General features: G+C 34.7%; 14 protein-coding genes. 2 read left to right on the forward strand and 12 right to left on the reverse strand.

Annotated features, from left to right (window positions below; translation table 11 throughout):
* Positions 1-13 precede the first annotated feature (13 nt).
* The 12 genes from NB504_RS03635 to NB504_RS03690 form a co-directional block, all read right to left on the reverse strand.
* Complete coding sequence (locus tag NB504_RS03635) at positions 14-811, reverse strand: glycosyltransferase family 2 protein (protein ID WP_258428307.1); 798 nt, start codon at positions 809-811, stop codon at positions 14-16.
* Entirely contained in the window at positions 808-1,812 is a 1,005-nt protein-coding gene (locus NB504_RS03640; protein ID WP_258428308.1) for a glycosyltransferase, read from the reverse strand. The genes NB504_RS03635 and NB504_RS03640 overlap by 4 nt, the downstream gene beginning before the upstream one ends.
* Positions 1,812-2,930: an FAD-dependent oxidoreductase gene (locus tag NB504_RS03645; RefSeq protein WP_258428309.1), complete on the reverse strand. Its 1,119-nt coding sequence runs from the start codon at positions 2,928-2,930 to the stop codon at positions 1,812-1,814. Before NB504_RS03645 ends, NB504_RS03640 begins: the two co-directional genes overlap by 1 nt.
* A 1-nt stretch (position 2,931) precedes the next feature.
* Entirely contained in the window at positions 2,932-4,311 is a 1,380-nt protein-coding gene (locus NB504_RS03650; protein WP_258428310.1) for a hypothetical protein, read from the reverse strand.
* Between the two features lie 80 nt (positions 4,312-4,391).
* Positions 4,392-6,431: a hypothetical protein gene (locus tag NB504_RS03655; RefSeq protein WP_258428311.1), complete on the reverse strand. Its 2,040-nt coding sequence runs from the start codon at positions 6,429-6,431 to the stop codon at positions 4,392-4,394.
* Positions 6,428-7,534, reverse strand: a complete 1,107-nt coding sequence (locus tag NB504_RS03660) for a hypothetical protein (protein ID WP_258428312.1) — start codon at positions 7,532-7,534, stop codon at positions 6,428-6,430. The genes NB504_RS03655 and NB504_RS03660 overlap by 4 nt, the downstream gene beginning before the upstream one ends.
* Positions 7,535-7,536: 2 nt before the next feature.
* A complete protein-coding gene (locus NB504_RS03665; protein WP_258428313.1) occupies positions 7,537-7,905 on the reverse strand; it encodes an EamA family transporter in 369 nt (122 codons plus the stop codon).
* Positions 7,902-8,711 (reverse strand): sugar phosphate isomerase/epimerase, encoded by an 810-nt coding sequence (locus NB504_RS03670; protein ID WP_258428314.1) that lies wholly within the window; start codon positions 8,709-8,711, stop codon positions 7,902-7,904. The genes NB504_RS03665 and NB504_RS03670 overlap by 4 nt, the downstream gene beginning before the upstream one ends.
* On the reverse strand, positions 8,704-9,477 hold the full coding sequence (locus NB504_RS03675) for a pyridine nucleotide transhydrogenase (RefSeq protein WP_258428315.1): 774 nt from the start codon (positions 9,475-9,477) through the stop codon (positions 8,704-8,706). Before NB504_RS03675 ends, NB504_RS03670 begins: the two co-directional genes overlap by 8 nt.
* Positions 9,474-10,346: a glycosyltransferase gene (locus tag NB504_RS03680; RefSeq protein ID WP_258428316.1), complete on the reverse strand. Its 873-nt coding sequence runs from the start codon at positions 10,344-10,346 to the stop codon at positions 9,474-9,476. The genes NB504_RS03675 and NB504_RS03680 overlap by 4 nt, the downstream gene beginning before the upstream one ends.
* Positions 10,327-11,478, reverse strand: a complete 1,152-nt coding sequence (locus NB504_RS03685) for a lipopolysaccharide biosynthesis protein (RefSeq protein WP_258428317.1) — start codon at positions 11,476-11,478, stop codon at positions 10,327-10,329. Before NB504_RS03685 ends, NB504_RS03680 begins: the two co-directional genes overlap by 20 nt.
* Positions 11,479-11,549: 71 nt before the next feature.
* Positions 11,550-12,674, reverse strand: a complete 1,125-nt coding sequence (locus tag NB504_RS03690; protein ID WP_258428318.1) for an ISAs1 family transposase — start codon at positions 12,672-12,674, stop codon at positions 11,550-11,552.
* Between the two features lie 395 nt (positions 12,675-13,069).
* Here NB504_RS03690 and rfaD point away from each other — a divergent pair, with 395 nt between their 5' ends.
* Together rfaD and NB504_RS03700 are read left to right on the forward strand one after the other, a co-directional pair.
* A complete protein-coding gene (gene rfaD, locus NB504_RS03695; RefSeq protein ID WP_094165788.1) occupies positions 13,070-14,011 on the forward strand; it encodes an ADP-glyceromanno-heptose 6-epimerase in 942 nt (313 codons plus the stop codon).
* Positions 14,012-14,214: 203 nt separating this feature from the next.
* Positions 14,215-15,984 carry a polysaccharide deacetylase family protein gene (locus NB504_RS03700; RefSeq protein WP_258428319.1) on the forward strand — a complete coding sequence of 590 codons (1,770 nt, stop codon included), beginning with the start codon at positions 14,215-14,217 and terminating at the stop codon, positions 15,982-15,984.
* The last annotated feature ends 4 nt before the right edge of the window (positions 15,985-15,988 follow it).

Genomic DNA, 15,988 nt, shown 5'->3' on the forward strand with positions numbered 1-15,988 from the left:
TTAGCTTGAGGTGTCATTTTTTAACATCATAACGAGAAAACACGCAAGCAAGTAACTTCATAATCACATTAAAATTACCTTTAATTGGACTAATTTTAGTTGGAGTTTTACCTGTTGCTGGATATTCTCTTGTTACGGGAATTTCTGTACAATTGAAACCAAATCTTGCAGCTTTTATAGCCAAGTAGTAATGCAACTCATAACCAGTAAAGATGTCTCGGAAAAGAGCGACTCTAGAATCAAGTAAAAACCTCTTACTATAAGCTCTAAACCCATTTGTTGTATCGGTATAAGAAAAACCAGATGCAAGCCTCATAACTGGCACATGTAATAACTTCAACCCTAAAAGCCTAGATTTTGGTGTGTTTATCGCGTGCCCACCAGGAATAAATCTAGAACCTTGGACATGATCTTTCCCTTGTTCTAACTGTTTTACAAATTCGGGGATATCTGACACGCTGTCTTTATTGTTACCATCAATTACAATGACGCCTTTATAACCTCTTTCTAAAGCCCAACCGTAAGCCATCCTCATTTGAGAACCCAATTTACCTTCTCCAGTCTTGACTAAAAGTGTGTTCACGCCTAGTGAAGAAAGTAACTCTTTTTCAGTACTACCATCACTGCTGCCACCATCAGCTACAACAATATCTGCATTTAGAGTAACCTGAGTCATTCTATTCAATTGTTTTATTAGTTTTTCACCTTCATTAATAACAAACAACACTACACAATATTCATACTTTTTGCTTTCAAATACAGTTTCAATAAATGTAGGAACTTGATTATACTCTAAATCTCTGAGAATCATTTGTTTCTCCCTGTTTTTACAGCGTTGAGATCTTGCGTTTCAGAATCATATAATACATTAAATCGTTCTTCTTCTAACATTACATTACTATTTTTTTCGTAAACAACACTATAACTACGGTGTTCACTACGGTCATTTAGCAACCTGGCCAAATACTCACCAAAAAACGCCAGCATTGTAAATAGAAGGAAAAACAAAACAGATGAAAACAATACAAGCGTAGTCCAACCTGGAGATATATTGTTATTAAATAAATTAACCAACAAGCTATATAATGCAAATGCAAATGCTAGCAAACTACCAAACACACCCAAACCACTCATCCAACGTAGTGGCTTAGTCGAATTAAATATCGTAAACTGAAGCGCATCTCGAATACCAGCCGTAACTGTTTTTCTATTCTCAATACATTTAGAATCATATCTATACTCTGTCATTTTATATCCAGTCCTAGCAATTCTAATATAGAGCTTATGATAGAATCGACCAGACTCTGTAACTGAGTTCACAGTTCTTCGGCTCAGGCACATAGTACCAGAAAAGTTTCGAGGAAAATCATAACCAACAGAATGAAGGATTTTACTAATGAAGGGCCTTACGAAACTATACAAGTAAGTCGATTTTTGTTCAGAAACACCTAAAACAATATCGTTTCCTGTGCGACACTCGTTAACTAGTGGGTCAATGATATCTATAGGATCCGAAGAAATATCTAAGTTGATAACAAAATCACCAATAGCATTTTCTATACCGGCGGCAACGGCAACATCTTTACTCACCTCATATGATAAGTATATATATCTAATAGATGGGTATTCTTTAAGTAAATCATCAATCTTATCGCTTGATATACTGCTAGATGATTGATCAATGATTACTATTTCATAATCGCTGTACCTTTGATGCAAGTAAGATGATAACTCTTTTACGTATTGTTCGAGAATGCTAAATTTGTCATTCACTTCAAGAATCACTGATACAAAGCTGTCCTGTTTTTTCATTATTTATCTAAACCTAAATTAATAATAACTTCAATTGCGTCATAAACATTATCTATTTTTCCACCCATAATACAATGAAATCCTTTCAAACCATAATTTGGCTTGAATAGTATTGGTCGAGAGTCATCAGATTCACTTCTTGGAAGCACTGTCTTAACTTCCCAAATTGATTCTTTATATTGGCATTCAGATAAAGATGGAATATACCTCTGAGCATCTTTTACCATTTTTACCCATTCACTTTTTTTATCAACATTTTGATAGTGCTTGTGAGCATTCCTATAAGAGTTTCTACAAGTATCATACCATTCATGATGAGGTGTATATCTTACATGGCTGAATGAATGAGCCCCCTTTGAAGGAAATGGCATCACAGAAAAGAAAGGCCCGCACATTACTGTTAGTCCAGTCTTTTTAAAATGATCTGGAACATCAACAATACACATTTCTGTCATTTCGTGTTTGAGAGGAATAAGCTCTAAACCTGATTTTTCCAAGACATTATTGATCATAGAATAAGTACAATTGAATACTTGGTTAGCACATTCAAAGAACACTCCATTATATCCACTAATTTCGACACTTAACGTTTCGGGATCTTTTTCACTAACTGATAATACTTCATGATCTATTAATATCTTGACGCCAAGGTTTTTAACGCGATCCCTCATGATAGTTTTCAACTTAACAGAGTCAAATGCATACTCTCTAGTACTAAACACTTTATCTATTAAGTTAGGATTAACCAACTTACGAATTGATTCAGGAGCTGGTTCACATGATGCTCCGATTCTATCACAAAATTTCTTGAACTGATGTCCGGTCACTTTGCCCAAAACATTCGCTGTAAGATAGTACTTATCAAAGTCACTAACAACGCAATCATGGAACTCGTCAACAAAACGCGGAAATGAAATGCGAGATCTAAGAGCAGTCAGAACACTACGAGGATAATGATAACCATTATGAACTCTAGCTTGGTTTACATACGATGCACGCTGCATTAAATCACTATCTTTTTCTACTATGACTACGTCCTTTCCAGACTTAGCCATAAACTCAGCAATGTAGAGACCAAAAAATCCACCACCAATAATAACTATTTTGTTTTTTAACACATCAATTCCTAACAGTTTTATATAATGACTCGCAACGAGTTTCTACAAAGCCAATATTATTAGCTTCTATACTCCCGCTATAGTCCAAGAAAAACAAGTGGGTGATATTATACATATCAATTAGTTCATTTACATTTACATCAGATAAATTTGTTGGCTGCATTACAGTTTTAGAACCGGATACTACAGATAATTCAGCCGATAGTACTCTGCTTAAATTTGCATGATCACTAATAATCAACAATGTATCAGTGCTTGAAATGCACTCCCCAATTAATTTAGTAAAATCTTCTTTCGGATTCACATAATTTACGTAAATTCTTGCCAGAGATAGCAACAACAGTAACGATGATGATAAATACAATGCCCAACGAGAAATCAACGAAGCAGTGTCTGAATTAATGTAATACTTTAAAAAATGTAAAATTAAAAAAAACAAAAATATTGTAAAATATCTTAGATCTTTATATCCGGTCATCATAATTAAAATCATTGACACATAAAGGAAAAAGCAAAATAAAAGAGAGAGCATTTCATTATCTTTATTTTTACGGCTTTTGTATAATAAAAATAAAACAATAGAAAAAGAAAAACTAATGACTCCCAATCTATTAAATATAGTAAATATAATTCCATAAACAGAATCAAAATCAGGCGCATCAAAATAAAGGACATCGACCACTGGAAGATTTTGGCTAAAAATAACAGAATTTTCCGTAATAAATAGATCACCAAAAAATGAAAAGCTGTATATAGGCCAAATTGAAGACAATAAAAGAAATGGTATATATTGAATTAACTGCTTATAACCACAATAAAAGAAAACAAATAGGACTAAGAGGAAAACAAATGGATAAGCGTCAAAACGATTTAGGCACAACAATCCCATAAAAAGTAATGTGAAGTTATATTTTGAACGAGTCAATGTTATATAAACACAGATTGTAAGAAATAATGCCAGAGGAATTGAACGACCTGAGATTACTTCATATAAAAAATCATAGTTAATAACTAAAACAAGAGACAATATGCCAAAATACTTCCTATCACCGAAATAATTATAAATAATGTAGAAAGACGAAAATAAAATCAATGTATTAACAATTAGTCCAGTATAAATCCCTAGGCCTAAAAAAGAAAAAATTAACAGGATGCCAGGATATAAAAATGGAAATGAGATGCTTCTATCAGAATCAACTGAATATTGCCTTATGATATTAGTATTATAATTACCATCACTTAATGATATCGAAAGCTCATGATATCCCCATGAGTCTGTACTGAAGCTAGGGTATATAATACCAACAACAACAAAAAAAACCATACATAATAAAAATGTAACAATGTTATTGTTTTCTATTTTTTTTGTTCGAAACATCATAAAACACGTTTTATCCAAAATAAAAATTCTAACATTTAATTTTAAGCTCGCTTAAAAAGAGAGTACTTATCAAAAAATAATTACCTCATTGAGCCATAATCCAAGAACATTTTGATAATACTATCTTGAGGTACATCTTCTTCTTGAAGAGTTATAGACTCAATACTTATATCAGAACTATTCAAAAAGTCTGAAGTTTCTAATAAGTCGAAAGTAACTTGTTCACGTCCTTTTACGACAACAGGAAACTGCCATACTTCCTCTGACCAAGGAATACTTGCAGGTAATGTTGTAACGCTAGCGGTACTTACCACAAAATAACGTGCTGATTTCCCCAATAAAGGTAACTTAAGAAGTGGATTATCTGTCTTGTATTTAAGTGTTGCTGTATAAAGCTTATACATATCGCTAGCTTCACTTCCCAAAGTCACTGTATATGGTAGGTTATTTGAATAAAATGGCTGGCTTTTATCCGAATACGTCGATTCCATTGATTTCATTCGCTTCCATAGAGCAAACTCATCTAAGTCAACTACAGATTCATAATTATGAATTATCTCTTTGAAAAATGTCCAATGCCAATTTAGCAACCAAGGGGTAAAACGCTCCGGCTTAGCAAATGAAACATAATCGGGTTTCGTTTTTTTAAACGAATCATAATAATTAGCACGCGTTTCTTTACCTAAAACATGAATTAACATTTCAACTGGTGCTGGGTTTTGCTTTCCATAATATAGATTGAGAATTGAACCAGGATAGATTTCCCAAATATTAAAATCATCAAAACTATCACGTTTTGTTGTATATTCATCTAGGGTTTCAACTTGGTCTTGCTGATTTTCATATGCTATCCTAGCATTCCCTCCATCTATCCATTCTTTAAATGGGGATATTTTTATCGTAGAATATACTTCGTTATAAACATCTTTCAACAATTCCAAGTTATCTTTTGATATAAAGTCTCGTGAAAAAATATTACATTCAGTTTTTTCGTCTAAAGATTCACATCTAGATGATTCTGATACATGCCTTTTGATTAAATCTAACAAATCGAATGTAACAACATTACCTTCAACACTTTTTGCAGATAACAACCACGGAGATTGCTCTACATTCAATTTACCATTATTCAAGAAACCATCAATATCTTTAACCTTGATACTATATAATCGATCTAGCCCAAATACATATTTCTTATCAGTCAAATTTGAAATTTTTAAAGAAAGAGTCCTTTCGGAAAAATTATTAGAAACATTGATAACGACAATGTTTTTCCTAGAATCAACATAGGGCTGATAATTTTCAGACCCAGTAATAGAAATCAAAAAGTCCTGCATTCCTAACGGTATAATATCATCAATATTAAATAACTTTCCGTTAATATTAATAGTTGCTTCACCTTGAATAAAATCACGAGAATCTTTTGCTGAAAAGGTTCTAACATATATATACGTACCTGAGTTTCCAGTAAACTGATTAACAAGCCCTCCTCTAACAAGACCCATTCGCTCAGAGTCAAGCAATGCTTCAAATGATTTAACACCTTTCTTTGCCGGAGGCAGCTGAATAGATTTGATGATTTCCCCCATAGGTAATGGCGCTCGAACTTCTACATACTGCTCTGTTACCTTTGAAACAAGTCCAACATAGTCGCTATTCGTACCTTTCAAGACTGCATAACGGCCGGCAAAGTATTGAAGGTAATCATGAGATACTGAAGATGATATCTTAAATCTAAATGTATGCTGAAGGCCTAGTATAAATTGGTTATCTATTTTAGAATCAAGGCTAGATACTTTAAAATCGCTCGAATTTACATTCGATAAGCTCGCTGTAAAATTATCACTTTCAAAAAATCGGGTGCCATGATCTAATGAAATAGATTTAGTAGCCGCCTCTAAATATGGTGCATACTGATGTTGGATGTTCCAGCTTCCCTCCACACCTTTATAACTGTGATATTTATTAAGTCTAACCGAATCAAATGTACTTTCTGAGTATAAACTTTTATCTAAATTAGACGACGCATATTGATAATAATTCAACCAATATAATGATGTTATTGTAGACAAGATAAAAACAAAAACTTCTTTATTGAAAATTTTTTTTATGGGTTTCATTTACTACTCTTCCAGTCTGTGCATATAAGTACAGCGAAAAAACCTATCAGAATATATATATATCTTACATTTAAAGCTGCTTGATGAGCCCCTATATAACCAACATTGGAAGCCCACGATAATAGAGAGCCAAAAAACAAAACTAACAATGATGTTAGAAAAACCACATGGCTATTATCTATTTTCTTTGTAATAACAAGAAGGAATGTCACAAATGTCACACCCAATGAAACTATTGCGGTGACTTGACTTGGAACACCATCAATTATATTAAAGCTAAAAACTTCCGACAAAGTATCATAAAACCTATTAGGATATACACCAAAAACCCAAGATTGGTCATTTGATATTGATTGGATTGCACTGATTGTAGCCAAGCTTCCAAATGCCATATAGTTAGACGCAATAAAACAAAATATAAAACTTGCGAAACACACTATTGATTTTGCAGCTGCACCTTTAAATGACTTAAATAATTCGTACATAAATATTGTAATAAGTGCACCACCTACAGCATAGAAACCTTGCTCAGCAGCCAGTAACACACACAAAGACCCAACAATTCCGAAGTATAAATAACACTTGTAGATTGGTTCTTTTGAAATAAATTGGTAAACTACCAATGCCATTATCAAATGAGGGCTAAAACGAACTCCCATTGGAGCTCCAAGAAAAAATGGCGATAAATATCCACCTATATATGGTATATAATTACTCAATGCTAAGAAAAACACTGTTAAAACTGAAGAAACTTGCTTATCAAATGCTTTCCGTAACAGTAAGTATAATGGGAATATTAAAAAAACCGTATTAATTATAAATGTTGATGTTAATGCAGACATCATTGTCGACATATTAAACACACTGTTAAAAATATAGTATAACGGGTAAATTATATACGGGATTCCATTCCCATGAAAATAAAAGTAGTCTCGACCTGGATAAAGTCCATTATCCATTTTCAATAATGGAAATAACGTTTGAAATGTTCCATCCCAAGGGGTGCGATTAAAGTAATATACTGATTGATAATAAAGTAAAGATATAACTACTAATGTAACCAACCAAGATAGTATTAATAGTGATTTATTGAAATTATTCATAACTAACTCTTACTCAAAGTAAATACACCAAGACAGATGATTAAACACCCTAATAATTTCGTGGTATTCACTGGCTCATTATATATAACATTCCCCATGACAACAACAAAAACAAAGCCAATTGAAATAAACGGATATGCATAACTAACATCAACTTTCCTAAGTACATATATCCATACTAGTAAAGCTATAACTTGAAAAATAACACCTAAAACTAAATAAAAATTACTTGCCATTTCAATTGTTAATTGGAAAACATCTTTTATAGTTATATCACTAGGGATTATCAGTGACTCGGCCCCCTTCTTTAAAAGTAACTGTGATGATGATGAAAAAAAAACGCTTAATATAATAATAAATGTAAACATCATCGGTATATCTCATATAATAAATCGACTGATTTAGCAAGGTCTTGGATAGGTTGATTACTTCGTTTCATTTCAAGAGACGCAACTTTATCATACCCATTATTGTACAGTGTTTTTGCGATCGTTTTATGATCAATATGCTCTAAAGATAAAGGTAGAAGATCTTGCTCGCTAATATGGAAATGAGATATCAAATCTTTGTTTAATTCTATAGAGTCTGCATAATGTTCTTTGGATAAAAACATTCCACCAGTATCGAAATGGGCACCTAATCCATTAAAGTTTGCAAATCTAACAAATTCACAAACCTCTTTTGTAGACGTCAAAAAGTCAGCACCATAGTAAGTTGGGTTGTTTTCTATACATATTATAGAACCACTCTCAGTAGCACGAAGCGCGAGAGGTTTAAAAAATTCAGCAGCGGCTTCAAATGCCAAGTCGTTACTAAGCTCTCCTCTTAATCTATTCTTAGGTGAGCCAAAAACCAGCTTTGAAACACCTAAATCAGCTCCCATGTCTAGCACTCTTAAAAGGTGACTTTGCAACAATGACTTTTCTTCATTACTTCCAAATAAATTACAGTTCGGGCCTCCAAACAATAACGCCTGCATAGAGTAAATAGAAAAACCATGCCGCTCACAATATTTTCTATACAATTTAACATCAGAAGATGAAAAATCATTCAAATCTTCAACAACTCTAGCTGGAGCAACTTCTAGTTTTGATATGCTATATCGACTCAATACTTCAAATGCTTGATATTCTTTCTCTTGGGGCCAGGCAATATTAGATACAGCAAAATCAAACATTTCTGTCAACTCCGGCTACAAAATCTCTCAGCATAGATAAACAGTCAGCTTTATTATAAAGGTAGCCTAGTTTTCCACTTTCCCAATGTTTAGAATAAATTGATTTAAAATCATACCTCACCAACGGTTTATTGATAACATTATCAAACCCAGGGATTCCACAACACTCAGCGACTTCCTTTACAGATAGAGCTTCAACTGAAACATTTAGTAATTTAATATTATTTTTTTTTGCCAATTCAATATCTTTAGACAATGTATTCAAACAATAAAATTGGAAAAAATTTCTAGATTCAATCGAATCAACCATATTTTTGTTAATAAAATCGAAAATTATGTTCTTTTTTAAACCATTTCCGAAAAGACCTGGTAATCTTAAAATATGAACATGAGAAAAATTATTTTCCACAAAACCTTCGAAATATAACCTATGTTTACCATAAGGTTGACATTCATTTATATCTATTAATGTTGATTCATCGACATTAATAGGGCTTGGGTATACGTCTACTGTAGATATCAATATCACTCTTTTTGCTTTAACTTCTCTAAGATTAGCAATCAAACTGTCAATATTGGATAAGTCTTTCTCTGGTTCTTTATTTGCCAGCCATTTGACAGCTGAAACGCCAGATATGAACAACTCATCAAACTCCATCCCTCTGATATCATTAATGTTTTTACTATTATAAAAATGATCAAACTTCATTTGCTCGCATAAATTACCACCAACAAATCCTGTATATCCTATAATACCTCTACTCACAACGCCCTCCTTAAATATGTTTCAATTTTTGATCTAGCAATAACTTCTTCCCAACATGGGACATTAATCTCTTGCTTAATGACACACTCGACATTTGTATTGAAAGTATCCATATTAAAATAAGAAAATGACACTTTGTTATTTTTTTGATATTTATCACACCAGCTATTTTTTGTTGTATAAACACCTAAACCACAAGCTAAGTACTCCAGAATCTTTGTCGATGTTTGAAAATTATATGGATATTTATCCTCAACAATATTAATTCCTATTCTAGCCTGTTTTAGATAATTAGGAACATCATCATATTTAACCTTACCTAAAAGGTTTATGTTACGTTGATTATACTTGTCATAATAATGATCAGGAATCGAACCCAAAACCAGTATTGTTTTATCCCCATCTATTAAAAACTTATCTAAAATCAGGTCCAGTCTTCGCTCTTTATCTATGGCACCGCAATATACAAAATCATACGTTTTTATTACTTCTTTATCAAAAAAGAATTTTTCTGATACTGCCATATCACGATACAGTGATGGAATATCATCATTAAAGCGCATTTCTTTTTCAACATCTATATTTTGAAATATTCTAACATCTGGTTTACAATTTAAAATCTTCTTCATATGGTTTTTCAGTCTAGCGAATCTTCCAACCGAAAGTGATGTATATTCATGAATGATTATTTCATCTTTTTTTCTGAATAAATTGAAACCCATAAAATACCAAACAATAATATTTTTATTATTTTTTATTTTTTTCGAAAGCCCACTTTCACAGATAAAACCTTTTGAAGAAAAATAATTTTTATAAGCTTTTATTTCTGGAAGAAGTGCTTTTTCGGACTCAACAAAAAATATGTGCATTTTTCTTATAACTCCCAAAGAAAACTATTAATGCAAATATTGAAGTTACTATTGATGAAATAAACATAACATCTAGAGTAGAAAAATTAATCTCATACAAGATAATAACCATTACCAACCTCAATGAGTTCTTAAAAAATTCTAGTTTTATTAAATTTATCTCTAACCCTCTCTTTATATATATACAAGTTAACGGTATAAGAATAACCTGAATAAAAGCCCAAGGTAGCAAAGACTGTAAGTATTGAAATGATATAGCCCAAGACTTTGAGAATATCAGTGTAAATACACTTTTAGGTATAGTCAGTATAATTGCACCTAAAAAAAATGAAAGAATCAATAGCTTGATTACCCAATACTTAAAAACAAGGCGAGGTGAAATAATACTATTTAGATCATTATATATAAGTCTAGCCACAACATTGTTCATGATAACAATTAATGTTAACACAAGCTTATCTGCTAATGAAAACAATCCAGCATCTAAAGGTGATGCATAGTTATAAACCAATATGAGTGGTATACTAGAGCCACTGCTACTAATTAAAGATATTAGAGTGTTCTTTAGCATAAATTTTCCATCTAAATTCTTAAATTTAATCTTCCTTGGAATAAAATTAAATGAATATATTACGACTTGACTAATCACAAGTCCGAAAATAAAACCAATAAAAAGACCATATTCAAGTTTATACAAGATTATTTGTATAATAACAACAATGACAACCCTTAATATATTAGACTTTGCTATTTCCTTATACTTTCCTTTCGATGATGAGTAATCCATATTTATTTCGAATATATTTAAAAACAACACGCTAAGAAAGTATAAAATGCTCAATTTGATGTTATTGTAAATAATTAGTGTTGAAGAAAAAACAACTATGGAAAAAATAAATGCTAACAGATAGCACGTGTTTTTTATCTCTTCGTTGCTCTCTACTAACTGTAGTTTTAGATTAAGTCTAAAACTTGCAATATAACCTAGAAAACTCAAAATCGCCATATGGTATGAATATATACCAAAAGCTTTCGGATCATAGAGATTTGTAATAACTGGCAATGCAAGCATAGTTATAATTTGAGAACCACCAAAACCAAAAAGTAATAGATATTTATTATTTATAGTCACTATTTTATCTGATTTATTTATGTTTAATTAGTATTCACACGGAAACCACGGAAAAATCATGAACACCCTCATTAATAAAGGCTCGAAAACACCTTTAAAAGGTACTCAGGATCCATCGCACACATTGCTCTTTTGTGTTTAATACTTGCTTTTAAAGTCGTTTCACTCTTCAGCATGTTTAAGCACATTTGTCTGATCCTTGCGAAGTTCTCTGCACTTTCTTCAGCCCTTTTTCGGCAAGCATCTTCGCCAAATTCAGTATCGAGTGTCCAATGCATCGACTCAACTAACCAGTGTGAACGCGTTGCATTTAACAATTCCTTAGCATTTAAATCTTTCGAGCTAATATAGTATCTCACCGTCACTTCCGACTCTTTCGCTACGGCTTCTTCTTGTCTCACAGAAACGACGATACCCATTGTTTTTAGCTCGGGCCAATCAAATTCTAAGTCACCTAAAACTCTCAAATCTGTGTTGGTTAAGGCCAACCTAGTCTCTTGTCTGCCTCGCGATTTTTCTTGCGTGCTATAAGAATCACCGTCGTGTTTTTGCAGCATACTCATATCAAAATAGTTATCGAACGCTTGCTCCAAACGACCTTGATTTCCTTTCACCGCTAGTAGGTAATCCGCGTTTTTGTTTAGTACTTTTTGAGCAATTTTCTTTTGGCATCCCATCGCATCAATACTGACCAAGCAACCAGATATATCAAGCAGTTCCAGCAACTCTGGGATGGCCGTAATCTCGTTACTTTTTTCGTAGACTTTATGCTGTCCAAGACTCACGCCATTTTCGGTCGCAAAAGCATTAACCATATGGATGGCGCCAAGCCCTCGAGAGTTATCATAAGAGCCCCTAACGGTTTTTCCATCAATAGCAATGACTTCACCTTTCGTTAGCTCACAGCAATCTTTCATCCATTCGATAAAGCATTTTTGTAGGCGAGTCGCATTAATCATGCCCATCGCCCTGGCTATCGTCGAGGTAGAGGGAACGCCATGACTAAAATCACCAAATCGCCTCAAGAAATCCAACCGAGCTTCGCCGTATAGGCTAATCGCTTTCCAGTCATCTTGACCAGAAAGCACAGCACAAATTGTTAACAAAATGATATCCGTTAACTTGTGTTCGACTTTACCTTTTTGGCGGTAATCTGGAATGACATCGAAATGCATAAATGGGTGCTGGTTACTCATCGTTGGACCTCCAATTTGTTTATGGAGGTATTAGAAAACACTGAAAATGATCGTCAAATTGATCATTGGTTAATTGTTTGTTGTGTGATGCCGCTATCCATCAGAACAAGAAAACTGTTAGCTCACCATGCTAAAAATCCTTTAAACATGGGCATGTTCATGATTTTCCCCTGGGTACGCTACCGCCCTTAGGTCTAACTCCTACAAGCGGCTATTCCATATAAACGAACTCATCCCTTATGAAATCGGTGCGATCTTATTGGGCAGAAATACTACATCAAAACCATAGATAGAGCGAGACTGTCGCTAGCCTAGATTAGATTTTGTGATTACAGCCACTAGCTAAGCCGCTATAATGCGCATAATTGTTCGTATTATAACCATAGGAATTTTGTATGATCATCGTAACGGGTGGCGCTGGCATGATTGGTAGCAACATTATCAAAGCGCTAAATGAACAAGGCATTACTGATATTCTTGTTGTCGATAATTTAAAAAATGGACGTAAATTCAAAAACCTAGTTGATCTGGACATTGCCGATTATATGGACCGAGATGATTTCTTGGTGCAGATCATGTCTGGTGAGGATTTTGGTCCTATCGAAGCCGTATTTCATGAGGGCGCTTGCTCTGCCACCACCGAATGGGATGGCAAGTATGTGATGCTTAATAACTATGAGTATTCTAAAGAGCTACTGCACTACTGTTTAGAGCGCGACATTCCATTTTTGTATGCTTCATCAGCCGCAACCTATGGCGATACTGATACCTTCATTGAAGAAAAAGAGTATGAAGGTGCGCTGAATGTATACGGCTTTTCCAAGCAGCAATTTGATAACTATGTGCGCCGCATTTGGCAAGAAGCACAAACACACGGTGAAACTCTTTCCCAAATTACCGGTTTTCGTTATTTCAATGTCTATGGCCCGCGTGAACAGCACAAAGGCTCAATGGCTTCTGTTGCTTTTCATTTAAATAATCAAATGAATGCGGGTGAAAACCCGAAACTGTTTGCAGGTAGTGAAACCTTCCAGCGTGATTTCGTTTATGTGGGTGACGTTGCGGCTGTGAATTTATGGTTTATGAACAGCGGAGTATCCGGTATTTATAACTTGGGTACTGGCAATGCAGAATCTTTCCAAGAAGTGGCCAAAGCCGTTATCAAGCACCATGGTAAAGGTGACGTTGAAACCATTCCATTCCCAGATCACTTAAAAGGTGCTTACCAAGAGTTCACCGAGGCCGATTTAACGAAATTGCGCGCCGCAGGTTGCCAGCATCAATTTAAGACGGTGGCTGAAGGTGTGGCTGAGTATATGGCGTTGATTAATAAGTAGTGATGGCTGTAATCACCCCTCCTAACCTCCCCCTAAAAGGGGGAGGAACTAGTAAACACCTCTCCCTAAAAGGCAGTAACGAATAGATCTCTCCTCTCAATGGAAGACTAATATGGAGTGACGATTGGAAGAGGGAGGAATGAAAAATTGAGCATGTTTCTTAGACATATAAAAAGCATTGGCTGCTAACTCGTGGAGTATTAATGAATATATTAATGGCCTTATCTCAACTTGAGGTCACTGGGGCGGAGGTGTACGCCACTACTGTTGGTGATGAACTGACAAAGCGTGGGCATAAAGTATTTTATGTTTCCGATACTCTAACAAAACCTCACCAAGGGCTATTTTATAAACTCCGTTTTAATAAACGCAGTATTCCTCGCCGCTTTTGGCATGTGGGTTATCTTATTTATCTGATTAAGAAACACCATATCCAACTAGTGCATGCTCACTCTCGCGCCTCCAGTTGGAGTTGTCACATTGCTTGCAAATTAACAAATACGCCTATGGTCACCACAGTACATGGTCGTCAGCCTGTACACGCATCTCGTAAAAAATTTCACGCCATGGGTGACAAAGCACTACCGGTTTGTGAGGCCATTGAACAACAACTCATGACTGAATTGAATGTTCCACAAAGCTCGCTCGTCGTAAGCCGAAACGGCATTGAAACGCAAGAATTCACTTGGCAAAACGCTCCTCAAAATAGCAAACCCGTGGTCAGTATTATTGGTAGGTTAACCGGCCCCAAAGGGGATCTTTGCTATCGGTTGCTCGATGAGTGTTTAGACTCAGCAAAATACCAGATTCAGGTCATATCTGGCTCTAAAATTGAAGCGCGTTTTGATAAGTTTACTTCTGACGTTCACTTTCTTGGTTATTCACAAGATGTCGTCTCGATACTTGCTCAATCAGATTTAGTCATTGGGGCTGGCAGAGTAGCAATGGAATCTTTGCTGTGTGGACGGCCTACACTGGCAATCGGTGAGGCAAGTGCAATTGGTATTGTCGATAACGATAATATCGCTGCGGCCATGGCAAGCAACTTCGGTGACATCGGGCCTAAAGATCTCGATATTGATTTTGCAAAAATTAGTCAATATGTAGAACAAGGGTTAAAAACGCCGTACTGTTCACCACAAGTCAGTGAGATAATTCAGCACAGCTACAGCTTAACTAATGTGGTCGATCAAATAGAAGATATTTATCAAACGGTTTATGTTGAAAAGCTGCGTAAAGAAATGCCGATTATTATGTATCATCGCTTTATTAAGGATGAAAGTGAAAAAGGCATACATGGAACCTATCTGCATATAGACATGCTTGAAAAGCACTTCAACCTGCTAAAAAAAATGGGGTTTGAAACGCTAACCTTTAAAGATTTAGCAGATAAAGGGCTTATTCACCGCCTTGAATCAGGCAAGCGCTATATCATCTTAACGGTTGATGACGGCTATCAAGATAACTACGAATTGATGTTGCCGCTATTACGAAAATACGGTTTTAAAGCGGTTGTCTATGTAGTAACCGGGGAGGATTTTAACCGTTGGGATGTTGAAGTACCGAGCAACCCAGAAAAACCAGTGCCTTTAATGTCTCGTCAGCAAGTCAAAGCATTACACGATTCAGGGCTAGTTGAAATTGGCGGCCATACAATGACTCATCCATTTCTCAGCAAACTCAGCGAATCTGGACAGCATAAAGAGATCTCACGCAATAAGCTTGAACTCGAAGAGCTACTAGGCGAACAACTGGTTTCTTTTGCATACCCCTATGGCGATCATGATGTGCTCTCAAAACAGATCGTGCATCAATGTGGCTATCAATTTGCGGTTGCTACTAACAGCGGCCCATTATTAATGCATCAAGATCCATATCAAATACGACGTATTGCTATATTCCCTAAAACCGATGTATTTGGCCTATGGCGTAAAGTGCGCGGTAATTATACATTCAGAAAATCGGCGAAATAATAAG

The organism is Vibrio sp. RM-69-4, from assembly GCF_024743775.1.
Lineage (GTDB): Bacteria > Pseudomonadota > Gammaproteobacteria > Enterobacterales > Vibrionaceae > Vibrio > Vibrio anguillarum.

Excerpts from the sequence above, each read along its gene's own strand:
- NB504_RS03635 (WP_258428307.1), bottom strand. The coding sequence starts at position 811 with ATGATTCTCAGAGATTTAGAGTATAATCAAGTTCCTACATTTATTGAA.
- NB504_RS03640 (WP_258428308.1), bottom strand. The coding sequence starts at position 1,812 with ATGAAAAAACAGGACAGCTTTGTATCAGTGATTCTTGAAGTGAATGAC.
- NB504_RS03650 (WP_258428310.1), bottom strand. The coding sequence starts at position 4,311 with ATGATGTTTCGAACAAAAAAAATAGAAAACAATAACATTGTTACATTT.
- NB504_RS03655 (WP_258428311.1), bottom strand. The coding sequence starts at position 6,431 with ATGAAACCCATAAAAAAAATTTTCAATAAAGAAGTTTTTGTTTTTATC.
- NB504_RS03660 (WP_258428312.1), bottom strand. The coding sequence starts at position 7,534 with ATGAATAATTTCAATAAATCACTATTAATACTATCTTGGTTGGTTACA.
- NB504_RS03665 (WP_258428313.1), bottom strand. The coding sequence starts at position 7,905 with ATGATGTTTACATTTATTATTATATTAAGCGTTTTTTTTTCATCATCA.
- NB504_RS03670 (WP_258428314.1), bottom strand. The coding sequence starts at position 8,711 with ATGTTTGATTTTGCTGTATCTAATATTGCCTGGCCCCAAGAGAAAGAA.
- NB504_RS03680 (WP_258428316.1), bottom strand. The coding sequence starts at position 10,346 with ATGCACATATTTTTTGTTGAGTCCGAAAAAGCACTTCTTCCAGAAATA.
- NB504_RS03690 (WP_258428318.1), bottom strand. The coding sequence starts at position 12,674 with ATGAGTAACCAGCACCCATTTATGCATTTCGATGTCATTCCAGATTAC.
- rfaD (WP_094165788.1), top strand. The coding sequence starts at position 13,070 with ATGATCATCGTAACGGGTGGCGCTGGCATGATTGGTAGCAACATTATC.
- NB504_RS03700 (WP_258428319.1), top strand. The coding sequence starts at position 14,215 with ATGAATATATTAATGGCCTTATCTCAACTTGAGGTCACTGGGGCGGAG.